This window comes from Leptolyngbya sp. CCNP1308, from assembly GCF_034932455.1.
Taxonomy (GTDB): Bacteria; Cyanobacteriota; Cyanobacteriia; order Phormidesmidales; family Phormidesmidaceae; genus Nodosilinea.
In genome coordinates, this window is the sequence record NZ_JAYGIH010000106.1 from 1 (window position 1) to 23,102 (window position 23,102).

Sequence of the window (23,102 nt, forward strand, 5' to 3'; positions counted from 1 at the left end):
TGAAAAGTGCTGGGGGTGGTTGAAAAGCCGGATTCGAAAAGCCCTTCCTCATGATGATGGTCTGCGGGCTGCCATTGAGGCCGTCCTCAAGCAAGCCGCGTCCTAACCTAAGTGGCTATAGCTATAAAGTGTCTGCACAATGGTTTCAGTACCTTCGGAAAGCCAAAAACCCATAACCTTGGTACAGGCTATGAGTTCAAAATTACTCGGTTCTGAGAACTAACGCCGGAGTGGCAAGCCACCCCGGCTCAGCAACATACTACTTGCAGCTACACAACAGGGTTCCAGCTAACCTCCGTAGTAAGTAACACAACGCCCTCTACTAGATTCGTACCATCCATCAACCACAGTACGTTTTCCCCAGATCCTGGATGGTGCCAGAGAAGATCTAGATTACCATCCTGGTTAAAGTCAGCGGCTCCCTTCGCCTTCCAACTGGCTTCAGCGGCAGTGGTTTCATAACCTTTAACGAGGGTAGTACCATCCATTTCCCAGAACACGTTGACACCGGCAGTGCGGTGTTCCCAGAAAATGTCCACATTGCCATCTTTGGTAAAGTCGCCGACGGCCCCCACTTCCCAATCGAGACCTGGATTGACGCTAATCAACTCTCCAGAGACTAGGTCAGTGCCATCCATGAACCAGACCGCAAGCTCACCCGAGTTGGCATTGCGCCAGAGGATATCGTCTTTATCATCGCCGTTGAAGTCGCCAGATTCAACTACATTCCAGCCATCGTTACCCCCACTAGGGAGAAGAGTGCCAGACTCAAGGTTTACTCCATCCATGAGCCAAACAACGGCTTGGTTACTAGTTTTGTGCTGCCAGACTAGGTCAGGGTTGCCGTCGCTATCAAGGTCACCCACAGCCTTCATCTCCCAATTGACGTCTTCTACGGTCGGTGAGAGAAAATCACCTCCGGCAAAGTTGACGTTGTCCATCAGCCAGAATACCGACTGCCCAAAGGTCTGATGCCGCCAGAAGATGTCAACAGAACCGTCACCGTTAAAGTCAGAGGTAGCATTAAACTGCTGAACACTCTCGCTGGTGGGCGCACTTGTTAACGACTCTGAAGTGCCAAAGACGTCTACATAGCTCACCGCCACCTGCAAAAGCTGACCTACCTGGCCATTGCGGGGGCTAAAGGTAACGTCAGTCGCGCCGTCAATATTGCTCCATGTAATGCCATCGGTAGACTGTTGCCACTGGTAGCTTAGGGTGCCCAGGCCATCAAGATCGACCAGGATAGCGGTGTTTGCGGTGAGGATTTGGCCTTGGACGATGGCACCGTCAATAGTGACGGTGCCCACAGGTGGGTCATTAACATTGGCAATGGCACTAGCTGTAGCATTGCTGTTAATCGTCTCGACGGTGCCGCCGCCGTCGGTGTAATTGACATTGACCTGCAGGAGATAGCCGACTTCGGTATCGCCAGGGATGAAGGTGCTGTCGGTGGCACCGTTAATGGACTCCCAGGTATTACCATCAACAGAGCGTTGCCACTGGTATGAAAACGTGCCTAAACCGTCAGCATCGGCAATGGTTGAGGTGATAGCTTGGAGTTCACTGTCTTCTTGCAGGGTGCCAGAGATAGAGGCGGCTCCTGTAGGTACGTCGTTAACAGCGTTGATGGCCTGTTCAAGGGTTAGCCCGTTGAGGCTGATGGGGCCGACCTCACCGAGATAGAGTAGGCGATTGGGAATTGGGTCAGCGCTGGCGATCAGCCCGCCACTCTGTAAATACGACCCAATACTGCTATCGGTGACGCTGCCGTCAACCAGGTAAGCCACTAGGGGATGGGCCGGGCCAAGATCGGTCCCTGTCATTTGATCGTTGTAGTGCTCGGTTGTCTGCCGGAATCGCAGCTGATAGGACTCGGGTAGGTAAAGACCTTCTTCTCCTCCTTCACCGAATCCAGCTGCACCCCATCCAGAAACACTGATCCAGTCAGTGCCGTCGGCGCTATATTCCCAGATGCCCACCTCGCTGGCGGGCACATCTTTGATTAAAATGCCCCAGAAGCTGGCGTCGGCAAAAATGCCGTGCACGCTCTGGTTGTAGCCAAACTGGTCGATATCGGAGCCATCGGCACGGCCTTGGCCATCGATAAAGCGTGGCCCAAAAAGTTCACCGACGGTTTTGGCAGGCGGCAAGGCAATATCTTCATCTTGACCCGAACTGCTGAGGTTGATGTCACTGCTGTCTAAGGCCCAGGGCCGATAGTCATTGACGGATTCAATCTCACCGTTGAGGGTGACAGTATCGGCGGTGTAGCGGGTGGTGCCGCCCACACCGGTTTGCAGAAGATTGATGCGCTGCCCCAGACCTAAAGCCTGCCCTTCGCCGCTATCAACCAGGTGCACCTTGAGGGGGGGAATCTCACCGTTGTAGTTGGCGTTGGCCAGAAAGCGAATTTGAGTGTTTCTAGGCACGAGGTAGGCGTTGGTCTCGCTCACGTCGCTGGGCAGGGCAATCCACTGGCCGTAGCGGATGTCGAAGACTTCCCAATGTCCCTTTTGGTAAGAGATTTCTTGGTTATCTGTGGGGTCGTCGGTGTAAGATCCGGAGTCTTGCACGATAGCCACACCGATGAAGGTGTTTTGATTGACGTTGTTGATGTCAATCAAATCCTGGAAGCTACTGGCAAACAGGGCCTCAATGGTTGGTGCATTGAAGGTTGTCAGCGGCGTGTCTTCTAGGAAAGTGGGGAAGTCGATCAGCCCCTCACCGACAACGGTTGGTGCATCATTTACCGGATTAATAGTCAGGGTTTTACTAATCGTGGCCTGGCTAAAGGGGCCACCGGAGGTGGTAAATCGTGCATCCTGAATTTTGCCAGAGTTAAAGTCGGGGTGGGAACTGTCGATCAGGCGTCCCACCAAACTGCCCGGCTTGCCATTGAAGTTTGGGGCGGAGACAAACCGTACTTTGGTATCTGCCGTTAGCAGTAGAGCCTTGATTTCGGTCAGGTTGGTGGCAATGGTAGTCCAACTGTTGCCGCTCAAATACTGCCACTGTCCCTGACCTTGACCTTCGCCCCCGGCGGCATTCTCGATAATGGCAACGCCTTTGAGGAAATCGCCATCGACGTCAGAGAAGTGGCTGCCAAATAGGTCTGCAACGGTTAATTCTTGAGAGGCGCTGATGTCTTCATTGACGTTTGAGAAGCTGCCCGCAACTCTATCAAAGGTCAGACTCCAACCGCTGAGCAGCTTGCCAAAGTTGCTGGCATCGGAACCGCTGTCGGTGTCGTCTTGAATGTAGAGCTTCCATTCGCCGTTAAGCGAAGTACCGGATTGGCCAATAAATTGGTTAAACGAGGTCGCTGCTGTGCCAAAAACCGATGGATCAAGGTCACCGATATCCCCCGTGTTGTTGCTAGGGCGATAGACTGTGTTGTCAGTAAGCCACGCTCCGCCGCCCGCTAAGGCAGGAATGCCGCTGTTGTTGAAGGTAAGCGTAAGGTTTTGTAGGCTGCTACCGTTTCCGGCATCGGACAGCAAAATAATTTTTTGACCCTGAGGGCCTTCTAACCAGATATCGAGGTTGTTGTCGGTGCCAATGTTTAGGTCTTTTAGGGTGACCGAAACATCTTTAATCTGACCGAGCAACCCTTGCACATTGAGCACGGAGGGGAAGAGATCGCCCGTGCCCGCTGCAGGATTAGGATCAGCAGTGGTTGCCGTAGCGCGATCGCTGATTTGAATTGCCTCAGTCTGGTTAAAAGTAACGCTCAGATTGCTAACCGGTGCATCATTAACGCCATACACCAGGGTTTGAAAATCCAGCTTTTCTGTATAGCTGCCAGAATATTGAATGTTATTGTCAATGTAGGCGCGATCGCCCGAGTTAAACCCGTATCCAACTCCATAATATTCTACTCGACTATCAATAAGATTTACCTCGAGCAGCGGAGCTGGCCCAGCGTAATCATTTGTCGGCAAGAAGCGCAGATCTGTCCCAGTTCTTAACAAAAACTGCGAGTCGTTAGCCGCAGAATTAATCTCGGGTATGTCAATCCATATCCACGAATTGATGCCTGTAGAGACTTTGTATTGCCACTCTCCCTGGCTGGGGCTGCTCTTATAGTCGTGAATGGCGATGCCGTAGAAGCCGAAGCCAGAGCCATTGTTCACAAAATACTGACCAAACAGACTGCCGACGTTTTTTCCCTGGGGTTCAGGAATCCCGTCTTCCCAAGAGAAGGCCAAGTTATCGATATCGGCAGTGGTTTGCGTAAGACTAGGAGAAGATGAATATGGCATGTTAAAACCTAAAAGACTTATGGGGCGAAAAATTGGGCGCTGTAGAGTGATGTGCTACCAAATAGCGATTCGATCGTCGTTGTTGAAGTGACAAGAATCGCTCGTCTTTGAGGTGTGTATCTATAGACTGCCCATTTTGGTCAACTAATCACACCGAGAGGTTAAGTGTTGAATTGCCCGCTGTATCACGCTTTAAAGTGAAGCGCTGTCGAGTATTGGCCTCTAGAACCAGCGCATCGTCAGGAGTGTTGAGCTGATCTAAGGCGAACCACATAGATTGACTAGCTTAGTGGTGCAGAAAACTTTTTTGAGTCTCATGATGGACGGCCCAGACGGTCAAAATAGCGTCTGAAACCCATTGCCTTCGTTTGAGCCCTAGAGAAATCCCAAATCTGCTGTCTTGGCGAGAATCCTTTATCCATAAGGGTTTCAGGAGTTTTCTGCACCACTAAAGTAGTAATCTATAGCAGAATGGCACTGACATAAGAGAGCCGAAAAGGCTTCAAGCGCTTGAGCTGTAAGAATCAAAGCGTCGAAGCCCAAAACCATGCCTCTATGAGGCCGAATCGTGCGGAAGTCCTCAAGGAGAAATACCAGAACAGTGTTGGTCTACCCTTTGCCAAGGTGCTACCGGAAGCTGAGATTCAGTCTGTGCTGGACGAGCAGGGCATAACCTATCGCCAAGTGCTCTACACCCTGATGGTGGTGCTCTGGAGTTGGATCTCCCAAGTACTCGATGTCGATAGCAGCCTCAACCATGCGGTCAATCGAGTGGTGGCCTGGATGAGCCTAGCGGGCTTAGAGCCGCCGTCAGCCGATACCGGAGGCTACAGCAAAGCGCGTAAACGTCTTCCTGAATCGATTTTCCCACCCCTACTACAACGAGTGGCGCAGGCATTGCACCGGAAAGTATCCCCGGAACAACAGCGGTGTGGTCGTCGGGTCAAGGCCTTTGATGCGACGACGGTGTTGATGAGTGATACCAAGGCTAATCAAGCGGTATATCCCCAACACAGCAATCAGAAGGCGGGCTGTGGCTTTCCGATTCTCAAACTCCAAGTGTGGTTTTGCGTGACCACGGGAGCGGTGCTGGAGGTCGCAATGGCTCCCTTTCGGGTGAGTGAATGGCACCTATGTGGATCTAGCCTGGGTGGCTCAGACGGGAGCCGATGCGGTTTTTCGCAAGCACCATCAGCGCCGCTGCGATTTCAGGCGGGGCAAAAAATTAGGCATTGGCGACCACATTGTCCGGTGGCAGCGCCCAAAGCAATGCCCCAAAGCCCTCTCGTCTGAGGAGTTTGAAGCCTTACCCGAGTCGATAGAGGCGCGAAGTCTTTCTCTCCATTCAGGTGCCTGGGTTTCGACCGACCAACCTCGTGGTGGTGACCACCCTGATGGACCCCAAGCGGTATCGCAAAGCCAAACTGGCCAAACTTTATCATCTCCGCTGGCAGGCCACCGAAGTCAATTTCAGGCATCTCAAAACCACCTTAGCCCTGGAGATGATTGCCGCCAAAACGCCCGCCATGGTGACCAAAAGTATTTGGGTTCATCTGTTGACCTACAATCTGCTGCGGACGTTGATGTGGGATGGAACAGCCGGCTCTGAGGTCGATGCATTACGGGTCTCCCTGCAAGGCACTCGGCAACAATTTAATCACTTCCGACCCGAGTTCCGGCATCTTGCTCCATCCCATCAACAGCGAGGCTACCAGACCTTGTTACAGGCTGTGCAAGCGCTGCTTGTTCCGTTTCGCCCCAACCGCTCAGAACCCCGAGTCGTCAAACGTCGGCCCAAACCGTTCCCAAGAATGCAGGAACCCCGCTCGGTTCTGAAAGCTAAGCTGGTAGCTTGATAGGGCTTACGTCAGTGCCATTCTTCTATAGCACTGACCTGTGATAAATACCTTACCCCTAATTTGTATCAGCGTCTGGTTTGGCGGCTAATGACCCCTGCGAAGCACTACCGTTACCCAGATTCTGCAATGTCTGGGCCAAATCTAGCCCCGTGGCCTGCTTCATCTGCTCCATGAACGAGGCCAGCTTGGTGGCACTGCCGCCCCGGCCCGGATCGATCACGGTGATGCTTTCGACCTCCACATCGGGCACGGTATCGACCAGATTCGCCAGCAGCGACTCCAGCTTTTGGAAGAGAAAAATTTCGCGGGCGTGGTCGCCTGCCGCTTTCCATGTGGTGGCCAGTTCGCGAATGCCCTCGGCGCGGGCCCGACCGTCTTCGACAATGCTGGCGGCGTCGCCCTTGGCGCGGGCCTGGGCCTGCTGGCAAGAGGCGGCGGCGGGGGCAATCACATCGGCCTGGAGCTGCTGCTCGACCTGGTTACGGCGTTCGCGCTGAACGGCGAGTTCGGCCTCGGTGCGGGCGACTTCGGCGGCGATTTCAGCCTCGGCTTCAGAAATCGCGGCCTGGCGCTGGCTGAGGGCGTTTTGCAGGCGGCGATCGGCATCGGCGCGGGTGGTTTCTATTTTGGCCTCGATCTGGCGCAGGGAGGTGCGTTTGAGGTTCTCAGAGGCTTGTAGGGCCGACTGGGTCTTGGCCTCGGCCTCAGCTATCCGGGCGTCGCGCAGCAGGTCGGCCCGCTGTTTGCGCCCGATCGAGTTGAGGTAGCCAACGTCGTCGGAGATGTTCTGAATTTGCAGGTTGTCGAGAATTAGGCCGAGCTGGGCCAAGTCATCGTCGGCTTCGTCGAGCAGGTTGCGCACAAAAGCCATTTTGTCTTCGTTCACCTGTTCGGGGGTGAGGGTGGCCAGCACGCCGCGCAGGTTGCCTTCGAGGGTTTCGCGGGCAATTTTTTCGATTTCCTCACGGCTTTTGCCCAGCAGGCGCTCGATCGCATTGTGAATCGCCGGTTCTTCCCCCGCAATTTTGATGTTGGCCACGCCATCGACGTTGAGGGGAATGCCGCCTCTGGAGTAGGCGTTGGCCACCTTTAGCTCGATGATCATGTTGGTGAGTTCCATGCGGAACGTCTTTTCGAGCAGGGGCTTGCGAATGCTACTGCCGCCTTTGACTAACCGATAGCCGACGCTGTGGCCATCGCCAACGGTGCGGCGATCGCCCGAAAAGATCAGCACTTCGCTGGGCTGGCAGATGTAGTAGAGGTTCTTGATGATCAGCAGCAGGCTACCGGTGGCCCCGAACATGACGACCAGGAGGGTGAAGATCAGGCTCATGGGGTGGGCTCCGAGGTTGGGGTGAGGGGAGATGGAGAGGGTGAGGAGGGTGGGGGAGATGAGGGGGGCGAGATGGCGGCGAGGGGGATGCCGAGGATGTCTTCAGACTGGCGCAGAAATTGCTTCACCATTTCGGGGTAGGCGTTGAGCAGAGAGGCGATCGCCTTGCCGTCGCCGTTGTCGATGACGTTGACCTGCCCCAGGTGCAGCCGACCGGGAATGCGCCCGGCCTCTTTGAGCACCATTTCGAGCTGCTGCACCAAAAAGATCTGGGAGGCATCCACCCCCGTTTCTTGCCACACCTGCACCAGCATTTGGCTGGCCTGGGCTGAGGCCCTGGCATTTTCTTCGAGGGTGGCGGCGGCCCCTCGGGCCTGGAATTCCTGGGCGCGCTGCTGGGCTTTGGCAGGCAGCACCTGTTCCACCTCCAAGCGGGCCTGCTCCAGGTGGGCACGAATGGCTTGCAGCTCTCGCTGGGCGCGGGCGCGGGCCTCGGCAGCGGCGGCCTGGGTGCGCTCTTCTTCGATGCGGGCCTGCTTTTCGACCTCGGCGGTGATCCGGCGCAGCTCGTTTTCTTTTTCCTGAATCACGGTGCGGGCCTGGGTTTTGGCCACTTCGGCCTCGCGGGAGCTGTCGGCCTCAATCTGCTCGGCTTCGGCGACGGCGTTAGATTCAGCAATTTCGGCATCGCGCACCACGTTAGCGATCTGCCGCCGCCCAATGGAGTTGAGGTAGTCAACCTGGTCGGCGACGCTTTGAATTTTGAGGGTGTCGAGCTGCAACCCGAGCTTGACCAGGTCGTTGCGCACGTCGCTGGCGATGCGCTCGGCAAACTGGAGCCGGTCTTCGTTGAGCTGTTCGGGGGTGAGGGTGGCCACCACACCGCGCAGGTTGCCCTCCAGGGTTTCTCGCGCCACCCGAGAGATTTCTTCGCGGCCCCGGCCCAAAAAGCGCTCGATCGCATTGCCGACCAGCACCTCATCGCGGGCAATTTTGACATTGGCGATCGCCTGAATATCCAGCGGTGTGCCCCCCTTTGAGTAGGCGTTAGTCACCTCAATCGGCACCGGCATGGTGGTCAAATCCATAGTTTTGACCGTTTCGAGAATGGGAATGCGGAAGGTGCGCCCGCCGTAGATCACCCGATAGCCCAGGGTCTGACCGTCGGTGCGGCGGTACTTGCGCCCGGAGATGATCAAAATTTTGTTGGGGTCGCAGATCTGCACTAGCGCGTTGACGCCCCAGATGGTGATCAACACCGCAAAGATCAAGACAGCGATCGCCCCGCCCCCCAAGACCCGCCCCCCGCTCTGCCCCATCACCGGAACCGGCGGCATCACCTCTGCGATCGCCAACGTTTCCGCCCGATTCATGCCATTTGCCATAGCCTAACCTCTGCTTCCATCCGATCTTGCCTGATCCTGTCTGACTCGCCATTGAGGGCAGACACGTAGGTCTGCCCCTACCCATTCATCCATCCATCCACCCACCTACTCCCTACCCTTCTACACCTTCTGCCGAGGCTACCCACAGCTTGTTGTGCTCCATCCCCACCACCAGAACCGTTTCGCCTGCGTGAAACTCGCGTTCCTCCTGGGTGATGGCAAAAAAGCTGACGGTAGACCCGCCAATGCTGAGGCTGACTTTGCCTCGGCTGTTGGTATCGAAAGGAATTTCTACGGTGGCGATCTGGCCGGTCAGGGTTTCGGGGCGAATTAGGCTGCTGACGGACTGGCGACCGAGCGATCGCAGCACCAGCGCCGCCACCAGGCCGCAAAACAGCCCCATCAGCGCTGCAATCAGCGCCCCCAGCCACCCCGCCAGGTCGGGCTGCACCAGGTTAATCAACAGCCCCGTCAGCCCAAAGAAGCAGAGGGCAAAAGTCCAAAACCGCAGGCTGAGAAAGGGCAGCCACCAGCGGTTTCGCAGCAGCCTCAGGGTCTGGTCAATTTGGGTGCCTACGTCAACGTCATCAACGCCAACGTCACCAACCCCTGTGGGCATATCGACATCAGCATCAAAGTCACCGGCAAAATCGACACCGTCAAGTCCACCGATGGCGGCGAGCAGCACAAATATGCCTCCGACAATAAAGCAAACACCATAGATCAGCATGGCTTGAGGCTGGCCCAACGTTAGTTCCCGTTGCCAGGGTACCCGCGCTAACCTGGCCTACGCCCGTGTTCTTCATCAATTGGAACGTAGGGTGTCGCAGGGGCCGCAGCGGTCGGCGATCGCAATGGCTGCGATCGCCCTTTTGGGCCGGTCTTCGACCATCGCTGTGAGTCATGCCGCCTCAGATACGGTGTGACTTGCAGAAGGGTGGGGAGGCTCGGCAGGGTCTGCCTTAGAGCGGGGAGTTGGCAAAACCGCATCACCCTCCTTGGCCACTACTTCCACCGTGCCGCGAAACATGTTCATACCGCAGGCAAACTCATAGCGACCGGGCTGGGTGGGGGTGAACTCGATCGCCGTCGTCTGATTCACCGGCAGTGCCTGGGCAATGCGAAAGTCAGGGAAACGCACTTCTTCTAGGCAACTGCTGGGGTCTTTGCGGTAGAAGTTGAGCCGCACCGGCTGCCCCGCCCGCACCACAATATGGCTGGGGTCGTAGCCACCATCAACGGTGACGGTGATTGCTTGCACGCCGCCGGTCGTGGTGGCTTTGCGAGACTTGGGCTGACTGAGCAAAAACCACCAGAGTTCGAGGCCGATCAGGCTCAACCCCGCCCCGGTGACGGCGGCTTTCGACCACAGCGGTTGCTCAATCCGCTGAAACTGGCCGGTCGAGGTAGGGGCCATGTCATCGTGGTTCATTTGGGCCAGGGTGCTGCTGGCGAGGGTGAGGGTGAGGCCCAGACTGGCAAGAGTGGTGAGGGGAAGGTGTTTGAGTTTCATGGGATTGTTCCATAGGTGGGGAAATGGGGAGGGTGGGGGAGATGGGGAGTTCAAAATTCAAAATTCAAAGTTCAAAATTTTGCCTTCTTAAATTTTGAACTTTGAATTCCACCTACCCCATCACCCTTGCAGCTGGGGCCGAAAGTTCCGCAATCTCAGGGCATTCGTCACCACCGACACCGAGCTGAAGGCCATGGCGGCTCCGGCGATAATCGGGCTGAGTAGCCAGCCGAAGACGGGGTAGAGAATGCCCGCCGCGATGGGGATGCCCGCGACGTTGTAGATAAAGGCGAAGAACAGGTTTTGGCGAATGTTGGCCATGGTGGCGCGGGAGAGCTGAATGGCCGTGACAATGCCGTGCAGGTCGCCGGAGATTAGAGTGATATCGCTGGCGGCGATCGCCACATCCGTGCCCGTACCAATTGCCATGCCGACATCGGCTTGAGCGAGGGCGGGGGCATCGTTAATGCCGTCGCCCACCATCGCCACTACTTTGCCCTCCCGTTGCAGGCGTTCGACCTGGGCGGCTTTTTGGTCGGGCCGCACCTCGGCAAAGACGCGGGTAATGCCCACTTCGCGGGCGATCGCCTCGGCAGTGCGGCGGTTGTCGCCAGTCAGCATCACCACCTCTAGCCCCATGCGTTGCAGCGTGGCAATGGCGGCGGCAGAGGAGGGCTTGACCGCATCGGCGATCGCCAAAATCGCCTCTACTGTGCCATCCACCGCCAGCCACACCACCGTGCGGCCCTGGGATTCTAGCTGCTCCCACTGGGTTTTTAGGCGATCGGTGGCAATGCCCAGTTCTGCCATCCAGCGGTGGGTGCCGATTTGGACTCGTTGACCCGCAACAGACCCTTGAACGCCGCTGCCCGCAACGGCCTTAAAGCCCTGGGCATCCTCTAAAGTCACCCCTTGCGACTGGGCGTAGTTGACCACCGCTTCGGCCAGGGGATGCTCGGAGTTGCGCTCCAGCGTGCCCGCCAGCTTCAGCAGGTGCAGCTCGGTGGCGGTGCCGTTCACAGTTAAGTAATCGGTCACGGTCGGCTTGCCCTGGGTAATCGTCCCGGTCTTATCCAGCACGATCGCCTGAATGTTGTGGGCCAGCTCCAGGCTGTCGGCTCCTTTGATCAAAATACCGTTCTCGGCCCCTTTGCCGGTGCCCACCATGATCGAGGTGGGCGTCGCCAGGCCCAGGGCACAGGGGCAGGCAATAATCAGCACGCCCACGGTGGTAATCAGCGCCATGGTGACGTTGCCCATGACGTTGTACCAAACGATGAAGGTGAGAATGGCGATCGCCATTACCGCCGGTACAAACCACGCCGTCACCCGGTCAGCCATCTTCTGAATTGGAGCCTTTGACCCCTGAGCCTGCTGCACCAGCTTGACGATCTGCGCCAAAAACGTGTCTTTGCCAATGCGGGTAGCGCGAAACTTGAAGCTGCCAGTTTTATTTAGCGTCGCCCCAATCACCTCATCCCCCACGGTTTTCTGCACGGGCACGCTCTCGCCAGTCACCATCGCCTCATCCAGAGTGGAAGCGCCGTCGATGATTTCGCCATCGACGGGAATTTTTTCTCCAGGGCGCACCAGCACCACATCGCCCAGCACCACCTCGGCAATGGGAATGTCGAACACCTGGCCATGGCGAATCACTCGCGCGGTTTTAGCCTGCAAGCCCATCAGCTGGCGAATCGCCTCGGAGGTCTGGCCCTTGGCCCGGTTCTCTAGCAGGCGACCCAGCAAAATCAGCGCAATAATCACCGCGGCGGCTTCAAAGTACACATCGGGGTTCAGCCCCTGGTCAATGAACCACTGGGGGTAAAGGGTGGGAAACAGCGAATAGAGAAACGCCGTTCCCGTCCCCACCGCCACCAGCGTATCCATGCTGGCGGAGTGGCGCTTGAGGGCTTTCCAGGCGTTGATGTAAAAGGAATTGCCGGCCCAAAACAGCACGGGCGTAGTCAGCACTAGCTGCAACCAGGGGTTGTGCAGCCACGGGGGAATAAACGGAATCGGCAAACCCACCATCATCGGCAGCGAGCCAATCACCAAAATGCCGCCGATGACCAGACTAAACACGGCTTTGCGGGTGAGTTTTCGGTTTTCGGCCTCCCGCTCCCGCCGCTCGGCGTCGTCTTCGGGGGCCAGCACATCGTCTTGCAGCGGCTGGGCGGTGTAGCCCGCCTCATCCACCGCGGCCTGAATGTGGGTGAGGTTGGTTTGGTGGGGGTCATAGGTGACGGCGGCCTGCTCAGCGCCAAAGTTAACATTGCAGGATTCAACCCCGGGCACGGCCCGAATGGCCTCTTCGATATTGCTGGCGCAGGCGGCACAGCTCATACCCCGCAGTTTAAGCAGTTGGTTTTTCATCGTTTTCTTCCTGATTGAATGGGGGGTGGGATACTGGGCCTAGGCCACGGTGTAGCCTGCGCCAGTGATGGCAGCTTTGATCGATGATTCGGGGGCGTCGGTGTCGATGGTGACCGCTTTAGTTTTAGGGTCGGCGGTGACCTGGGCCATGGCATCGACGGACTGAATGGCTTGGGTGACAGTCCCAACGCAGGCAGAACAGGCGAGATTGGCAACGGTTAGAGAAAGCGTCATGGATAGACCCTTGAAATGGTGGTTAGGTCTATCTTGGAGGCTCTAGTGAACTAGAGAGTCAAGGGGGATCGATATAGAATTTTTGGCGTTGCTGAATAGCGGTATGATTCTGCAAAAAATTGGACGAGGTTCCAATACCTACGGAAATCGGTTCATACCTGGAATCAGCAACGCCGAATTTTTCGTTCTTTTATTGCGAACCGGCTTGCCAAAGGGTGTCTAAGGACGATTCTAGTAATGAAAACACCCGAGAATTTTGATGCTTCTCAAGGGCGCAGGCTGCGCCCCTACCTGGGGGTATTTTCTTTCTCAGAAAACTCCTAAGCTATAGCTATAGCCCTTTAGGGTAGATAGTTAGGACCCCTAGAAAACGTCCAAACGTTGGGGCGTTCAAACGCTCAGAGGAGAGCTTAGCGGCGACTGACTGGGCGCTGCTGAACCGATGGCGATAGTTAACCGGCAGACTGGAGCACCGTCTAGAATGCTGGGGTGTGATTAGGAGCAGGCGATTGGTCCAGGTCTCTCAGCCCCAAGACATGTCTGCGCGACAGCCGCTGCCGCGGGTATTGAATAGTCTGCGCGCCCATCCCTGGCTCACGTTGGGGGCTCTGTCCAGCGCCCTGCTGCTGGTGGCGGCCTACGCGGCGACGCCGCAGCTGTTTCGCTGGGCCATCGACCAGGGCATTGCCGAAAATAATCTGACGGTGGTACTGCAAAGTGGGGTGGGGTTAGTACTTGCCGCCCTGGCCCGAGGCCTGTTTAACTTTGGCCAGAGCTTCTGCGCCGAGGCCATGTCGCAGAGCGTGGTCTATGACCTGCGCAACCGCATTTTTAGCAAGATTCAGACGCTGAGCTTTAGCTATCACGACCAGGCTCAGACCTCGCAGTTGCTTACCCGCGTCACCAGTGACATTGAGCAGGTGCGCACCTTCCTCAGCACTAGCCTGATTCAGGTGATTAGCGGCGTAGTGACACTGGTGGTCATTGCGGCCATTCTTCTCATCATGAATTGGCGGCTGGCGCTGATTAGCCTGACCGTGGTGCCCCTGGCGGGGTGGCTGATGGCGCGGTTTTTTAGCCAAAACAACCTGCTATTTCGCCAGGTGCAAGAGCAGCTCAGCGACCTCAACGGAGTTTTGCAGGAGAATTTGCTGGGGGTGCGGGTGGTTAAGGCCTTTGTGCGGGAGGAGGTAGAGCGCGATCGCTACACCCAGCTCAACAATGAGCTGGTGGCCGCCAACATGAAGACCATTCGGGCGATTCGCAACACCTTTCCCTACATCTTTTTGGTCAGCAACCTGGTAATTGTGGTGGTGGTTGGCTACGGCGGCGCGGCGGTGATTAATGAGCAGTTTTCGGTGGGGGAACTGGTGGCGTTTAACGCCTACCTGCTGCTGATTTTGCAGCCGATTTTGCTGATTGGCTTTGCCGCCCCGGCGATCGCCCAGGCCTCGTCTTCCGCAGAACGGGTCTACGAGGTGCTCGATGCGGCGGTCGAAATTCGCGATCGCCCCAACGCCATCCCCTTTACCACCTGCGGCGGCCGCATCACCTTTGAGAACGTGTCCTTCCGCTACCCCGGTGCCACCACCCCGGCCCTCAACGGCATTTCCTTTGAGACCAAGCCCAACGAGCTGATCGCCATTTTAGGTATGACTGGCTCAGGCAAGAGCACAGTCACGAACCTGATTCCGCGCTTTTACGATGTCACCGCTGGGGCGGTGCGCATCGACGGGCGGGACGTGCGCGACTTCACGTTGGAGAGTCTGCGATCGCACATTAGCACCGTCTTCCAAGAGACAACCCTGTTCTCGGGCACCATTTTTTCTAACATTACCTACTCCAAGGCTGAGGCCACCCTCGACCAGGTGATTGAAGTGGCCAAAGCTGCCCAGATTCACGATTTTGTCATGACCCTGCCCGACGGCTACGACACCCTAGTGGGCGAGCGGGGGGTAGGGCTATCGGGCGGGCAAAAGCAGAGGATTGCGATCGCCCGCACCCTGCTGACCGACTACAAGGTGTTGATTCTTGACGACAGCACCTCCGCTGTCGATGCCCAAACCGCCGCCCAGATCCAAACCGCCCTCGACGACCTGATGCGCCGCCGCACCTGCACTGCCTTTGTGGTGGCCCAGCGCATCAGCACCGTGCGCACCGCTGATCGCATTCTGCTGATGGATAAGGGACGGCTAGTAGCCCAGGGCACCCATGAATATTTGATGGCCAATAGCTCGCTTTACGGCGCGATTTTAGAATCTCAGATCAAGCCTGCGACAACAGCGGAGAAATCCTACGTCTGATCCCAAATTGGAATCGTATACCCCAATTCCCAAAAGGCCAATCTATAGGGGCGTAGGCGTAGTCGATCCAGAGGCTCCATGCCATTCGCCCTGCCGAACTCGAACAGCAGCCCTAAAGCTATTCCAGGTATTGCAGGGACGCTAGGATTTGGTTCGCTGTCTCTGGGGCAATCATGGTGCAGTCGGTGCCGTTATAAAGTCAGACTGGCAACTCGGTAGTAGGCGCGATCGCCCTTAGAGGATATTCATTCGGTCACTGCCACTTTAGCGGCATCAATGTGTCTCAATGCCCCTAATCTGTCGCTGGTGACATCCATGTGTCCCCAATGACAATTAAAGTGTCACCGTACAACAGGGCGGATGATGGGGCTCGAACCCACGAATGGTGGAATCACAATCCACTGCCTTAACCACTTGGCTACACCCGCCATAATCGCGATAACTAATATAGCATCGATACTTCACCCATTGCCACGCCTGGGGCAATTTTTGTTTTGGCGGCTCTCGGGGCCGGTGTTCCTTAGACTAAGGCCTACCTGGGGCCGCGATCGCTAGACTGTGATTCCACCATTCGGGAATATCCATTTCGCCGCCAGGCGGCAAAGTGATGCCGCGTAGTGCGGTTACCTATCTAAGGGGTTTGCTATGGCGGTATCAATCATCATCCCCACCTGGAATGAGGCGGCCTGGCTGAGTCGCACCCTCAACGTGTTGCAGGGTCTGAACCCGCCCCCGCGCGAGATTGTGCTGGTGGATGGGGGCAGCGGCGATCGCACCCAGGCGATCGCCCGCGCCTGGGCCGATCGCCTACCATTGAAGGTGCTTCAGGCCCCCGCACCGGGGCGATCGGTGCAGATGAACCAGGGGGCGATCGCCGCCCAGGGCGACCTGCTGTGCTTTCTCCATGCCGACACCCTGGTGCCCGACGACCTGGTGCGAGTTATAGAAAGCACCCTAGCCAACCCGGCGGTGTCTGGCGGTGGGTTTATCTCCCTCATGGCCGGGCCAAGAAAAACTCGCTGGGGCATCTCGCTGCACAACGCCCTTAAAACCTACTACGCACCGCTGCTGTTTCGGCCCCATCTGTTTGTGCGGGGGCTGCGCCTGCTGTTTGGCGACCAGGTGATGTTCTGCCGCCGGGTCGATTTTCTGGCCTGCGGCGGTTTCGACCCAGCTCTGCCGATTATGGAAGAAGCTGACCTGTGCCTCAAGCTGTGCCGCCGGGGCCGCCTGCACCAGCTCAGCCGAGTGGTTCAATCCTCCGACCGGCGAGTGGCGGCGTTGGGAACCCTAAAGGCCAACGCCATCTATTTAATGATCGGAGTGCTGTGGGGCCTAGGGGTGCCCGCCACTACTCTGAAGCGATTTTATGAAGAGGTGCGATAGGGCGATCGCCAAAGCGATCGCTAGCTCCCCCTCGGCAGAAATTCTGTGGGTCTTGCCCTATAGCCCCTTCCATTACAAGGGCGACAGTCGGTGGCTTCGACTCCGCTCAGCCACCGATTGTCAAACGGATTGATCGTTCAGGCTCCAGTCGTAGGTTAGGTAGCGAATTTTGGTCAGCGCTGATAAGGGGGAACTCGGGCTTAGGTAGGTGCCGATGTAGTCGGGCACCGAGGGGGCAACCCGCAAAAAATCTTCGCCGTACCACTTAAAAATCTTGCTGCAATAGAGCACCCCAGTTTCGCTGTCGTAGCGCACCTTGTCGGGGTTGTGGATGAATCGGTGGGCATCGGTTTCGAGCTGGGCTTCAACAATGTCAGGCCAGTAGGCCTCGTTGCGCAGAATTGGGCATCCTCCTGCGGCGCACACCAGGGCAAAGTGAATGCGCGGCTCTTTGAACTGGGGTCGCAGGGTGCCGTGCTCAATGCCGTTGAGGCTGGTAGGTTGGCCATCCAGATGGTGGAGAGAGCGGCTAAAAAATCGCCAGAAGGCCAGCCAGTTCGGTACCCCCAGCACCTTCGGCAAAATTGAGTCGATGGGGTAGCGCATCAGCACCTGCTGAATGGCAAGGGCGTTGTAGAGGTTAATCAGCAGAGCCAAAGACTCTTCGGGGGCCATACCATCGCGGCTAGTGGGCAGCGAGGCCAGCCAGGCGTCTAAGTCAGGGATGGCCTCGCGCTGCCAGCGGGCGTAGTCAACTCGGCCCTGGTCATCCACATAGGTCTGGAGCAGCGTATTCCAGGGGGTAAAATTCAGCATGGTTCATCTCCTGCGCCTGGCGCGTAATGCCTATGTCCCCAATACCAAACCCTGGGGTGCCGCTCCGGCCCTTGCGGGCCCTAGCCTGGTGGGCCGTAGACCGCTGGGTACAGCGGGCGTTCCCCGAAGTGCCAACCCTGACGACTCAGCAGCTTGCCGATTGGTTGAGCCAGGGCAACGCACCTTCCCCTATTCTGCTCGATGTGCGCCGAGACGACGAGTTTGCCGTTAGCCACCTGCCAGAGGCCCACCGCGCCGCCAATCTAGAGGCGGCGCTGGCCCTGGAGCTAGACCGCGATCGGCCTCTGGTGGCCTACTGCTCGGTGGGCTACCGTTCGGCTCGGCTGGTGGCTCAGCTGCAGGGGTTGGGCTACAGCGAGGTCTATAACCTGGCGGGGTCGATCTTTCAGTGGGCCAATCAGGGGCGATCGCTGGTAGGCCAGGGTCAGCCCCAGGCTCAGGTGCACCCCTACAGCCCGCTTTGGGGAAGGCTGCTCAAGCCTGGGCTAGCCGCTCCCCTACGCAAAGGAACTGACGGCTAGCCGCCCATCGACAACGGCGTTTCCTAGCAATTCCCGCCGACAATGCGCTCCCACTGGGGCAGGTCTTCGGGATTGTCCACATCGGTGAGGGGGGCCAGCAGTTCCACGGTGAGCCCCTGGGCGGTGGCTACCGCCAGGGTTTGCTCCAGCACCCGTTCAGTGCCCCAGTCGATGGCTTGAAATAGGGCGGGCTCTAGCTGGCGCAGCCCAATTAAGTAGTAACCGCCGTCGGTGGCCGGGCCGATCGCCACATCGACCCGCTCTAGTGCCTGGAGAGCACTGGCCAGATGATCGGCACCCAGGGCGGGGCAGTCGCTGCCGATGGCGATCGCCCCCGGCCTGCCCAGAGCAAAACTTTGGCTGAAGGCGGCGATCAGGCGATCGCCCAGGTCACCCGCACTCTGTGCAACATAGGTGACCGTATCGCCCAGCCAGTTCTGCATTTGATCCACACCACCCCCGGCAAAATGCACCTCCACCGCCAAGGGTAAGCGCTGGGCTGCCGCAGTCACCTGGGTTAGCACATGCTCAGTCATCTGGCGCTGGAGAGTCGCCGCCCCCTCGGCTCCCAGATGGGGAATAAGGCGCGTTTTAGTGCGCCTCGGCTCGGGGTAGCGGGTAAACATCAGCAGTCCGAAGGGTTTGGCCTCAGGCATCTTCCGAGCGCTGGCCTGTAATCGATCCATTGCAAACCTGCCCTTACGGTATCTATGATTTCTATCATGGGTCAGGGCTACTCCGGCAGACAATCTGGGGCGATCGAGGGCAATGACAGCGCGTCAACAACTTTCCATTTTCTAAAAACCAATCGCAGGTTTGGCCCACCGCTTGGGTACCCTATTGCGAAATGGGGAACGCATCATGGATTCCATGGCTTGACCAACTGCTGTTTAAGGCTGCTTAGCCATACCTGAGCCAATCTATCCATGGCAAATTCTCCGATTCGGGTCGGTGTTCTCCACTCCACCACCGGGGCCATGGCCGCCAGCGAAGCGCCCCTGGTGGCGGCTGCGCTGATGGCCATCGACGAAATCAATCAGGCTGGCGGTGTGCTGGGCCGTCCCCTAGAGCCAGTGGTCGCAGACGGAGCCTCAGAGCCAGGACAATTTGCGCAGGCTGCCCAGCAGCTGCTGGCCGTAGACTCGGTAGCGACTCTCTTTGGCTGCTGGACTTCTATGAGCCGCAAGGCCTTGCTGCCGGTACTCGCGGCCCACAATCGGCTGCTGTGGTATCCCGTTCACTACGAAGGGTTAGAGCAGTCGCCCTGGGTGTTTTACACCGGCTCTTGTCTCAACCAGCAGGTCGAACCCGCCCTCGACTGGCTGCTGGCCCAGGGCAAGCGCCACCTATTTTTAATTGGCTCTGACCACCTGTTTCCGCGCATTACCCATAAGATCATTAGGGGGCAGCTCAAGCACCGCCAGGGTGCGGTGGTGGGCGAGGCCTACGTTCCCCTGGGGGCCACCGACTTCAGCGATCTGGCCAAGACCATTGCCATGGCCCAGCCCGATGCGGTGTTTAACACCCTCAACGGGCCGAGCAATCTGCCCTTCTACACCCAGTGCCAGGCTCTGGGCCTGACCGCCGATCGCCTGCCGATCTTAACCGTCAGCATTGGCGAGCTAGAGCTTCAGAACATGGGCTCAGTAGCCGCCGGGCACTACGCCTGCTGGAGCTATTTTCAAAGCCTGGAGACCCCCGCCAATCGGGCGTTTGTAGAGCGGTTTAAGCAGCACAGTGGGAACCCCGGTACCAGAGCGGCTGGTGAGCACGGCGTTGGTGGCGTGACCAGCGACTCTATCGAGGCGGCCTATGCCCAGGTCTATCTGTGGCGGGCCGCCGTCACAGCCGCCCAAACCACCGCCACCAACGCCGTACGCCAGGCGGCCTACCACCAGCGCTGGGAAGCTCCCAGCGGCACCCTGTACTGCGAGCCCAACCACCATGTGCAAAAGCGGTGCCATGTGGGCCAAGTGCAGACCGATGGCCAGTTTCGCATTGTCTATTCCAGCCCTGGGCCAATTCGCCCTTTGCCCTGGCTAGGGATGGAAAACCAAACCTTCCCAGCGGCGACAGTGGTGGTTGAAATGCTTGGGGAAGTGTCGGACTGCGTCCAGTCGAGCTGGGAACTAGAGCAGCAGTCGCGGCGGCTGGAGCAGGTGCTCGCCCAGCTGCGCCAGGAGGTGGGTCAGCGGCAGCAGGCCGAGGTTGCGCTACGCGCCGCCAACGCCGAAATCACCTCCCTCAACCAGGCTCTACAGGCCGACAACATCCGCATGAGCGCCGAGCTATCGGTGGCCCGCCAGATTCAGCAGATGGTGCTGCCCCGCCCCGAGGAACTGGCCGCGATCGCCGATTTAGAGATCGCCGCTTTTGTAGAGGCCGCCGCCGAAGTAGGAGGCGACTACTACGACCTGCTCACTAGGGAATCGCCAGAGGGCGCACACACTACCCTGGCCATAGGCGACGTCACCGGCCACGGCCTAGAGAGCGGTGTGCTGATGATTATGGCGCAGACCGCCGTGCGCACCCTCCATGCCCTGGGCCAGCCCCAGGGCGCGATCGCCCCCGTTCAGGCGTTTCAGGCCATCAACGAGGTGCTCTACCAAAACCGACTGCGGATGGGGTCTCACCGCCATCTCTCCCTGGCGCTGGTGGACTACCACCAGGGCACCCTCACCCTGACCGGACAGCATGAAGAGGTGGTTGTAGTGCGGGCCAGCGGTACCGTAGAGCGCATTGACACCGTCGATCTGGGCTACCCCGTCGGTCTGATCGACGACATTGCCCCCTTTGTGGCCCAGCACACCGTTGACCTGGCCGTCGGCGACGGGGTGGTACTCTACACCGACGGCATTACCGAAGCCGAAAACAGCCAGCGCGAACTCTACGGCCTCGATCGCCTCATGACCGCCGTGCAGCGAGCCTGGGAAAGTTCTGCCGAGGCGATTCAGGCCGCTGTGATGGATGACCTGCGATCGCACATTCAAGACCACACTATTTTTGATGACCTCACCCTGGTCGTGGTCAAGCGTCGCGTTTAACCCTACTATCATTGTCCCCATGACTCGTCCCACCGATATCCCCCCCGATGCCGACCCACATGCCAGCCTCGACCCTTTGCGTCGAGAAAATCAGCGCCTGCGTCAGGAAAACGCCGACCTGCGCATTGCCCTCACTAACACGGCTGAGCACGGGGATTTGATCGAGGCCAACCTGCACCAGACCAACCAGCGGCTTCAGGCCGAAATGGTTGAGCGTCTGCGGGCCGAGGCCACACTCAAAACCCTAATCGACCTGATCTCGCGGCAGAAAGCCGATCTCGAAATCATCATGCACACCATCATGGAGCACGGCGATACCCTCGACACCCAGTGGCACCAGAAGTTTTGCGCCGCCATGGTGCGGGCCGACATCGACGGTCTCACCCAAATTCCTAACCGACGGCGGTTTGACGAATACCTGGAGCAGCAGTGGCAGGTGATGATCCATGAGCAAGAATCGCTGGCGTTGATTCTGTGCGACCTCGATGCCTTTAAGATCTACAACGACACCTACGGCCACCTGTCCGGCGACACCTGCCTGGTGCAGGTGGCCACGGTGCTGCGCCACTGTCTGCACCACAGCAGCGATCTGGTCGCCCGCTACGGGGGGGAGGAGTTTGTGGCCGTTTTGCCCCGTACTACCCTGGCCAAGGCCCAGGTGGTAGCCCAGCGCATTCAGCGGGAAGTCTTAGGGCTGCGGATTCCGCACCAGCATTCCACCGTGGCCCCGGTGGTGACCGTTAGCATTGGCGTGGCTAGCACCATTCCCCAGGCCCAGATCAGCGCCGCTGACCTACTTCAACGGGCCGATGAACAGCTCTACCAGGCCAAGCGCATGGGTAAAAACCAAATTTTCGCGGCCAGTCTCTAGTTTTTAACGGGATTCCCAAAATTTTTATTGCCAGTTATTGACTCTATGATCTCTACTTCTAACTCCAACCAGTTTGGCCGTTTCGTAGACTGCTTAGAGAACAGCAAAGAGTACCTCACGATTTGCTTTTCGCCTTCGGCATCGGCACGCCAGCAGCGGTGGCGCAACTACGGTCTTTCGGCAGATTTTCTGGGGGATTACTTTGCCACCTTCTTCCCTGGCAGCCCCCACAAAGCCGGGTCTTCTGAGGATTTAATGCAGCGCGAAACGGTGAAGTCTGCCATTAGCTATATTGCCAACGAGCTGCTCGAAAATGCGATCAAGTATCACACCGATCGCACCCCAGACCCGATTAGTATTTCGCTATTTTTGTACGAAGATTTTATTGTATTTCAGTCGATAAATTTGGTCGAAACCCTGGCTGCCGAACAATTTAAAGGGTTTATTCAAGATATTCTCACCGCCAGCGACATCGATGCTGTGTTTTCTCAACAGCTCGAAAAAGCGGCCACGGGCCAGGGAGAATCGCACATGGGCTTTTTGACGATGATGTGCGACTACGGTGTGGAATTTGGCTGGGGATTTAGGCCGCCCGTTTTGCACCAAGACGTTATTGAAGTCAATGTGCAGGCCTACCTCAGCCTGAAGGCAACCTTTTGATCTTCTACCGCCCTAGTTTAGGGTTAGGCGATCGCCCGCTTTAACCGTTGCTTGCCCCCTTACCCCCACCACCACGCCCGATGCCATGATGTCTGACTCAACCATGATTGAAACCGAAGACTACCGCGTGTACTACCAGGCCGACCGGTCTACCGTGTTCTTTGAAGGCTTTCTGCGGCTAGACGGCATTGAAGCCTACCAACCCGTGATGGATTTACTCATGGCAGCCATTGAGGGCGACCAATGCATCGTTGACCTGCATCAGCTGGAGTTTTTGAATAGCTCGGGCATTAGCATGCTGTCGATGTTTGTAGTCAAAGTGCGCGATCGCGGCACCACCCGGCTCAGCTTTCGCGGCTCGGAGGCCATTCTCTGGCAGACGCGATCGCTCAAAAACCTCAAACGCCTCATGCCCGACCTCACCATCGAAATGCTGCGGCCCCAGGCCAGCGCTGACCCATTGCCCTGATTAGCAAAAGAACGAAAATAGAAGAGCGAAGCCGAAAAAAGGCTCGACG

18 protein-coding genes and 1 tRNA gene are annotated in these 23,102 nt (G+C 57.6%); 9 read left to right on the plus strand and 10 right to left on the minus strand.

Translation table 11 applies throughout. From position 1 onward, the window contains the following. Positions 1-269: 269 nt before the first annotated feature. Positions 270-4,265: an FG-GAP-like repeat-containing protein gene (locus VB780_RS26485; RefSeq protein WP_323354189.1), complete on the minus strand. Its 3,996-nt coding sequence runs from the start codon at positions 4,263-4,265 to the stop codon at positions 270-272. Between the two features lie 555 nt (positions 4,266-4,820). Between VB780_RS26485 and VB780_RS26490 the strand changes: the two genes are divergently transcribed. Then, positions 4,821-5,558, plus strand: coding sequence for a hypothetical protein (locus VB780_RS26490; protein WP_323354191.1), 738 nt, complete (start codon positions 4,821-4,823; stop codon positions 5,556-5,558). 86 nt (positions 5,559-5,644) lie between these two features. Continuing rightward, entirely contained in the window at positions 5,645-6,121 is a 477-nt protein-coding gene (locus VB780_RS26495; protein WP_323354192.1) for a hypothetical protein, read from the plus strand. 58 nt (positions 6,122-6,179) lie between these two features. On the opposite strand, the gene VB780_RS26500 is transcribed toward VB780_RS26495, so the two are convergent. The 6 genes from VB780_RS26500 to VB780_RS26525 all read right to left on the minus strand — a co-directional run bounded on the left by VB780_RS26500 (position 6,180) and on the right by VB780_RS26525 (position 12,962). Next, on the minus strand, positions 6,180-7,457 hold the full coding sequence (locus VB780_RS26500) for a flotillin family protein (RefSeq protein WP_323354193.1): 1,278 nt from the start codon (positions 7,455-7,457) through the stop codon (positions 6,180-6,182). Continuing rightward, a complete protein-coding gene (locus VB780_RS26505) occupies positions 7,454-8,842 on the minus strand; it encodes a flotillin family protein (protein WP_323354194.1) in 1,389 nt (462 codons plus the stop codon). The genes VB780_RS26500 and VB780_RS26505 overlap by 4 nt, the downstream gene beginning before the upstream one ends. Before the next feature lie 112 nt (positions 8,843-8,954). Further along, entirely contained in the window at positions 8,955-9,590 is a 636-nt protein-coding gene (locus tag VB780_RS26510) for an NfeD family protein (RefSeq protein WP_323354195.1), read from the minus strand. Positions 9,591-9,743: 153 nt separating this feature from the next. Beyond that, positions 9,744-10,355, minus strand: coding sequence for a cupredoxin domain-containing protein (locus VB780_RS26515; RefSeq protein ID WP_323354196.1), 612 nt, complete (start codon positions 10,353-10,355; stop codon positions 9,744-9,746). Between the two features lie 120 nt (positions 10,356-10,475). Beyond that, positions 10,476-12,728: a heavy metal translocating P-type ATPase gene (locus VB780_RS26520; RefSeq protein ID WP_323354197.1), complete on the minus strand. Its 2,253-nt coding sequence runs from the start codon at positions 12,726-12,728 to the stop codon at positions 10,476-10,478. A gap of 39 nt (positions 12,729-12,767) precedes the next feature. Next, positions 12,768-12,962, minus strand: a complete 195-nt coding sequence (locus VB780_RS26525) for a heavy-metal-associated domain-containing protein (protein WP_323354198.1) — start codon at positions 12,960-12,962, stop codon at positions 12,768-12,770. Positions 12,963-13,471: 509 nt separating this feature from the next. Here VB780_RS26525 and VB780_RS26530 point away from each other — a divergent pair. After that, positions 13,472-15,265, plus strand: a complete 1,794-nt coding sequence (locus VB780_RS26530) for an ABC transporter ATP-binding protein (RefSeq protein ID WP_323354199.1) — start codon at positions 13,472-13,474, stop codon at positions 15,263-15,265. 355 nt (positions 15,266-15,620) lie between these two features. Here VB780_RS26530 and VB780_RS26535 read toward each other — a convergent pair. Continuing rightward, a tRNA-His gene (locus VB780_RS26535) sits at positions 15,621-15,693 on the minus strand. A gap of 217 nt (positions 15,694-15,910) precedes the next feature. Between VB780_RS26535 and VB780_RS26540 the strand changes: the two genes are divergently transcribed. Next, a complete protein-coding gene (locus tag VB780_RS26540) occupies positions 15,911-16,651 on the plus strand; it encodes a TIGR04283 family arsenosugar biosynthesis glycosyltransferase (RefSeq protein ID WP_323354200.1) in 741 nt (246 codons plus the stop codon). Positions 16,652-16,771: 120 nt separating this feature from the next. On the opposite strand, the gene VB780_RS26545 is transcribed toward VB780_RS26540, so the two are convergent. Then, complete coding sequence (locus VB780_RS26545) at positions 16,772-17,467, minus strand: DUF547 domain-containing protein (protein WP_323354201.1); 696 nt, start codon at positions 17,465-17,467, stop codon at positions 16,772-16,774. Positions 17,468-17,499: 32 nt separating this feature from the next. Between VB780_RS26545 and VB780_RS26550 the strand changes: the two genes are divergently transcribed. Next, the gene (locus VB780_RS26550) at positions 17,500-18,009 is read left to right on the plus strand and encodes a rhodanese-like domain-containing protein (RefSeq protein WP_323354202.1); all 510 of its coding nucleotides are present in this window, start codon (positions 17,500-17,502) and stop codon (positions 18,007-18,009) included. Positions 18,010-18,032: 23 nt separating this feature from the next. Here VB780_RS26550 and VB780_RS26555 read toward each other — a convergent pair whose 3' ends face one another. After that, on the minus strand, positions 18,033-18,695 hold the full coding sequence (locus tag VB780_RS26555) for a TIGR04282 family arsenosugar biosynthesis glycosyltransferase (protein ID WP_323354203.1): 663 nt from the start codon (positions 18,693-18,695) through the stop codon (positions 18,033-18,035). Between the two features lie 240 nt (positions 18,696-18,935). On the opposite strand from VB780_RS26555, the gene VB780_RS26560 reads away from it, so the two are divergent. The 4 genes from VB780_RS26560 (at position 18,936) to VB780_RS26575 (ending at position 23,053) form a co-directional block, all read left to right on the plus strand. Beyond that, positions 18,936-21,053 carry a transporter substrate-binding protein gene (locus VB780_RS26560; protein WP_323354204.1) on the plus strand — a complete coding sequence of 706 codons (2,118 nt, stop codon included), beginning with the start codon at positions 18,936-18,938 and terminating at the stop codon, positions 21,051-21,053. 19 nt (positions 21,054-21,072) lie between these two features. Continuing rightward, entirely contained in the window at positions 21,073-21,924 is an 852-nt protein-coding gene (locus VB780_RS26565; RefSeq protein ID WP_323354205.1) for a diguanylate cyclase, read from the plus strand. A gap of 45 nt (positions 21,925-21,969) precedes the next feature. Continuing rightward, positions 21,970-22,584: a slr1658 superfamily regulator gene (locus tag VB780_RS26570; protein WP_323354206.1), complete on the plus strand. Its 615-nt coding sequence runs from the start codon at positions 21,970-21,972 to the stop codon at positions 22,582-22,584. An 85-nt stretch (positions 22,585-22,669) separates the two neighbouring features. Beyond that, positions 22,670-23,053, plus strand: a complete 384-nt coding sequence (locus tag VB780_RS26575; RefSeq protein WP_323354207.1) for a slr1659 superfamily regulator — start codon at positions 22,670-22,672, stop codon at positions 23,051-23,053. Positions 23,054-23,102 lie beyond the last annotated feature (49 nt).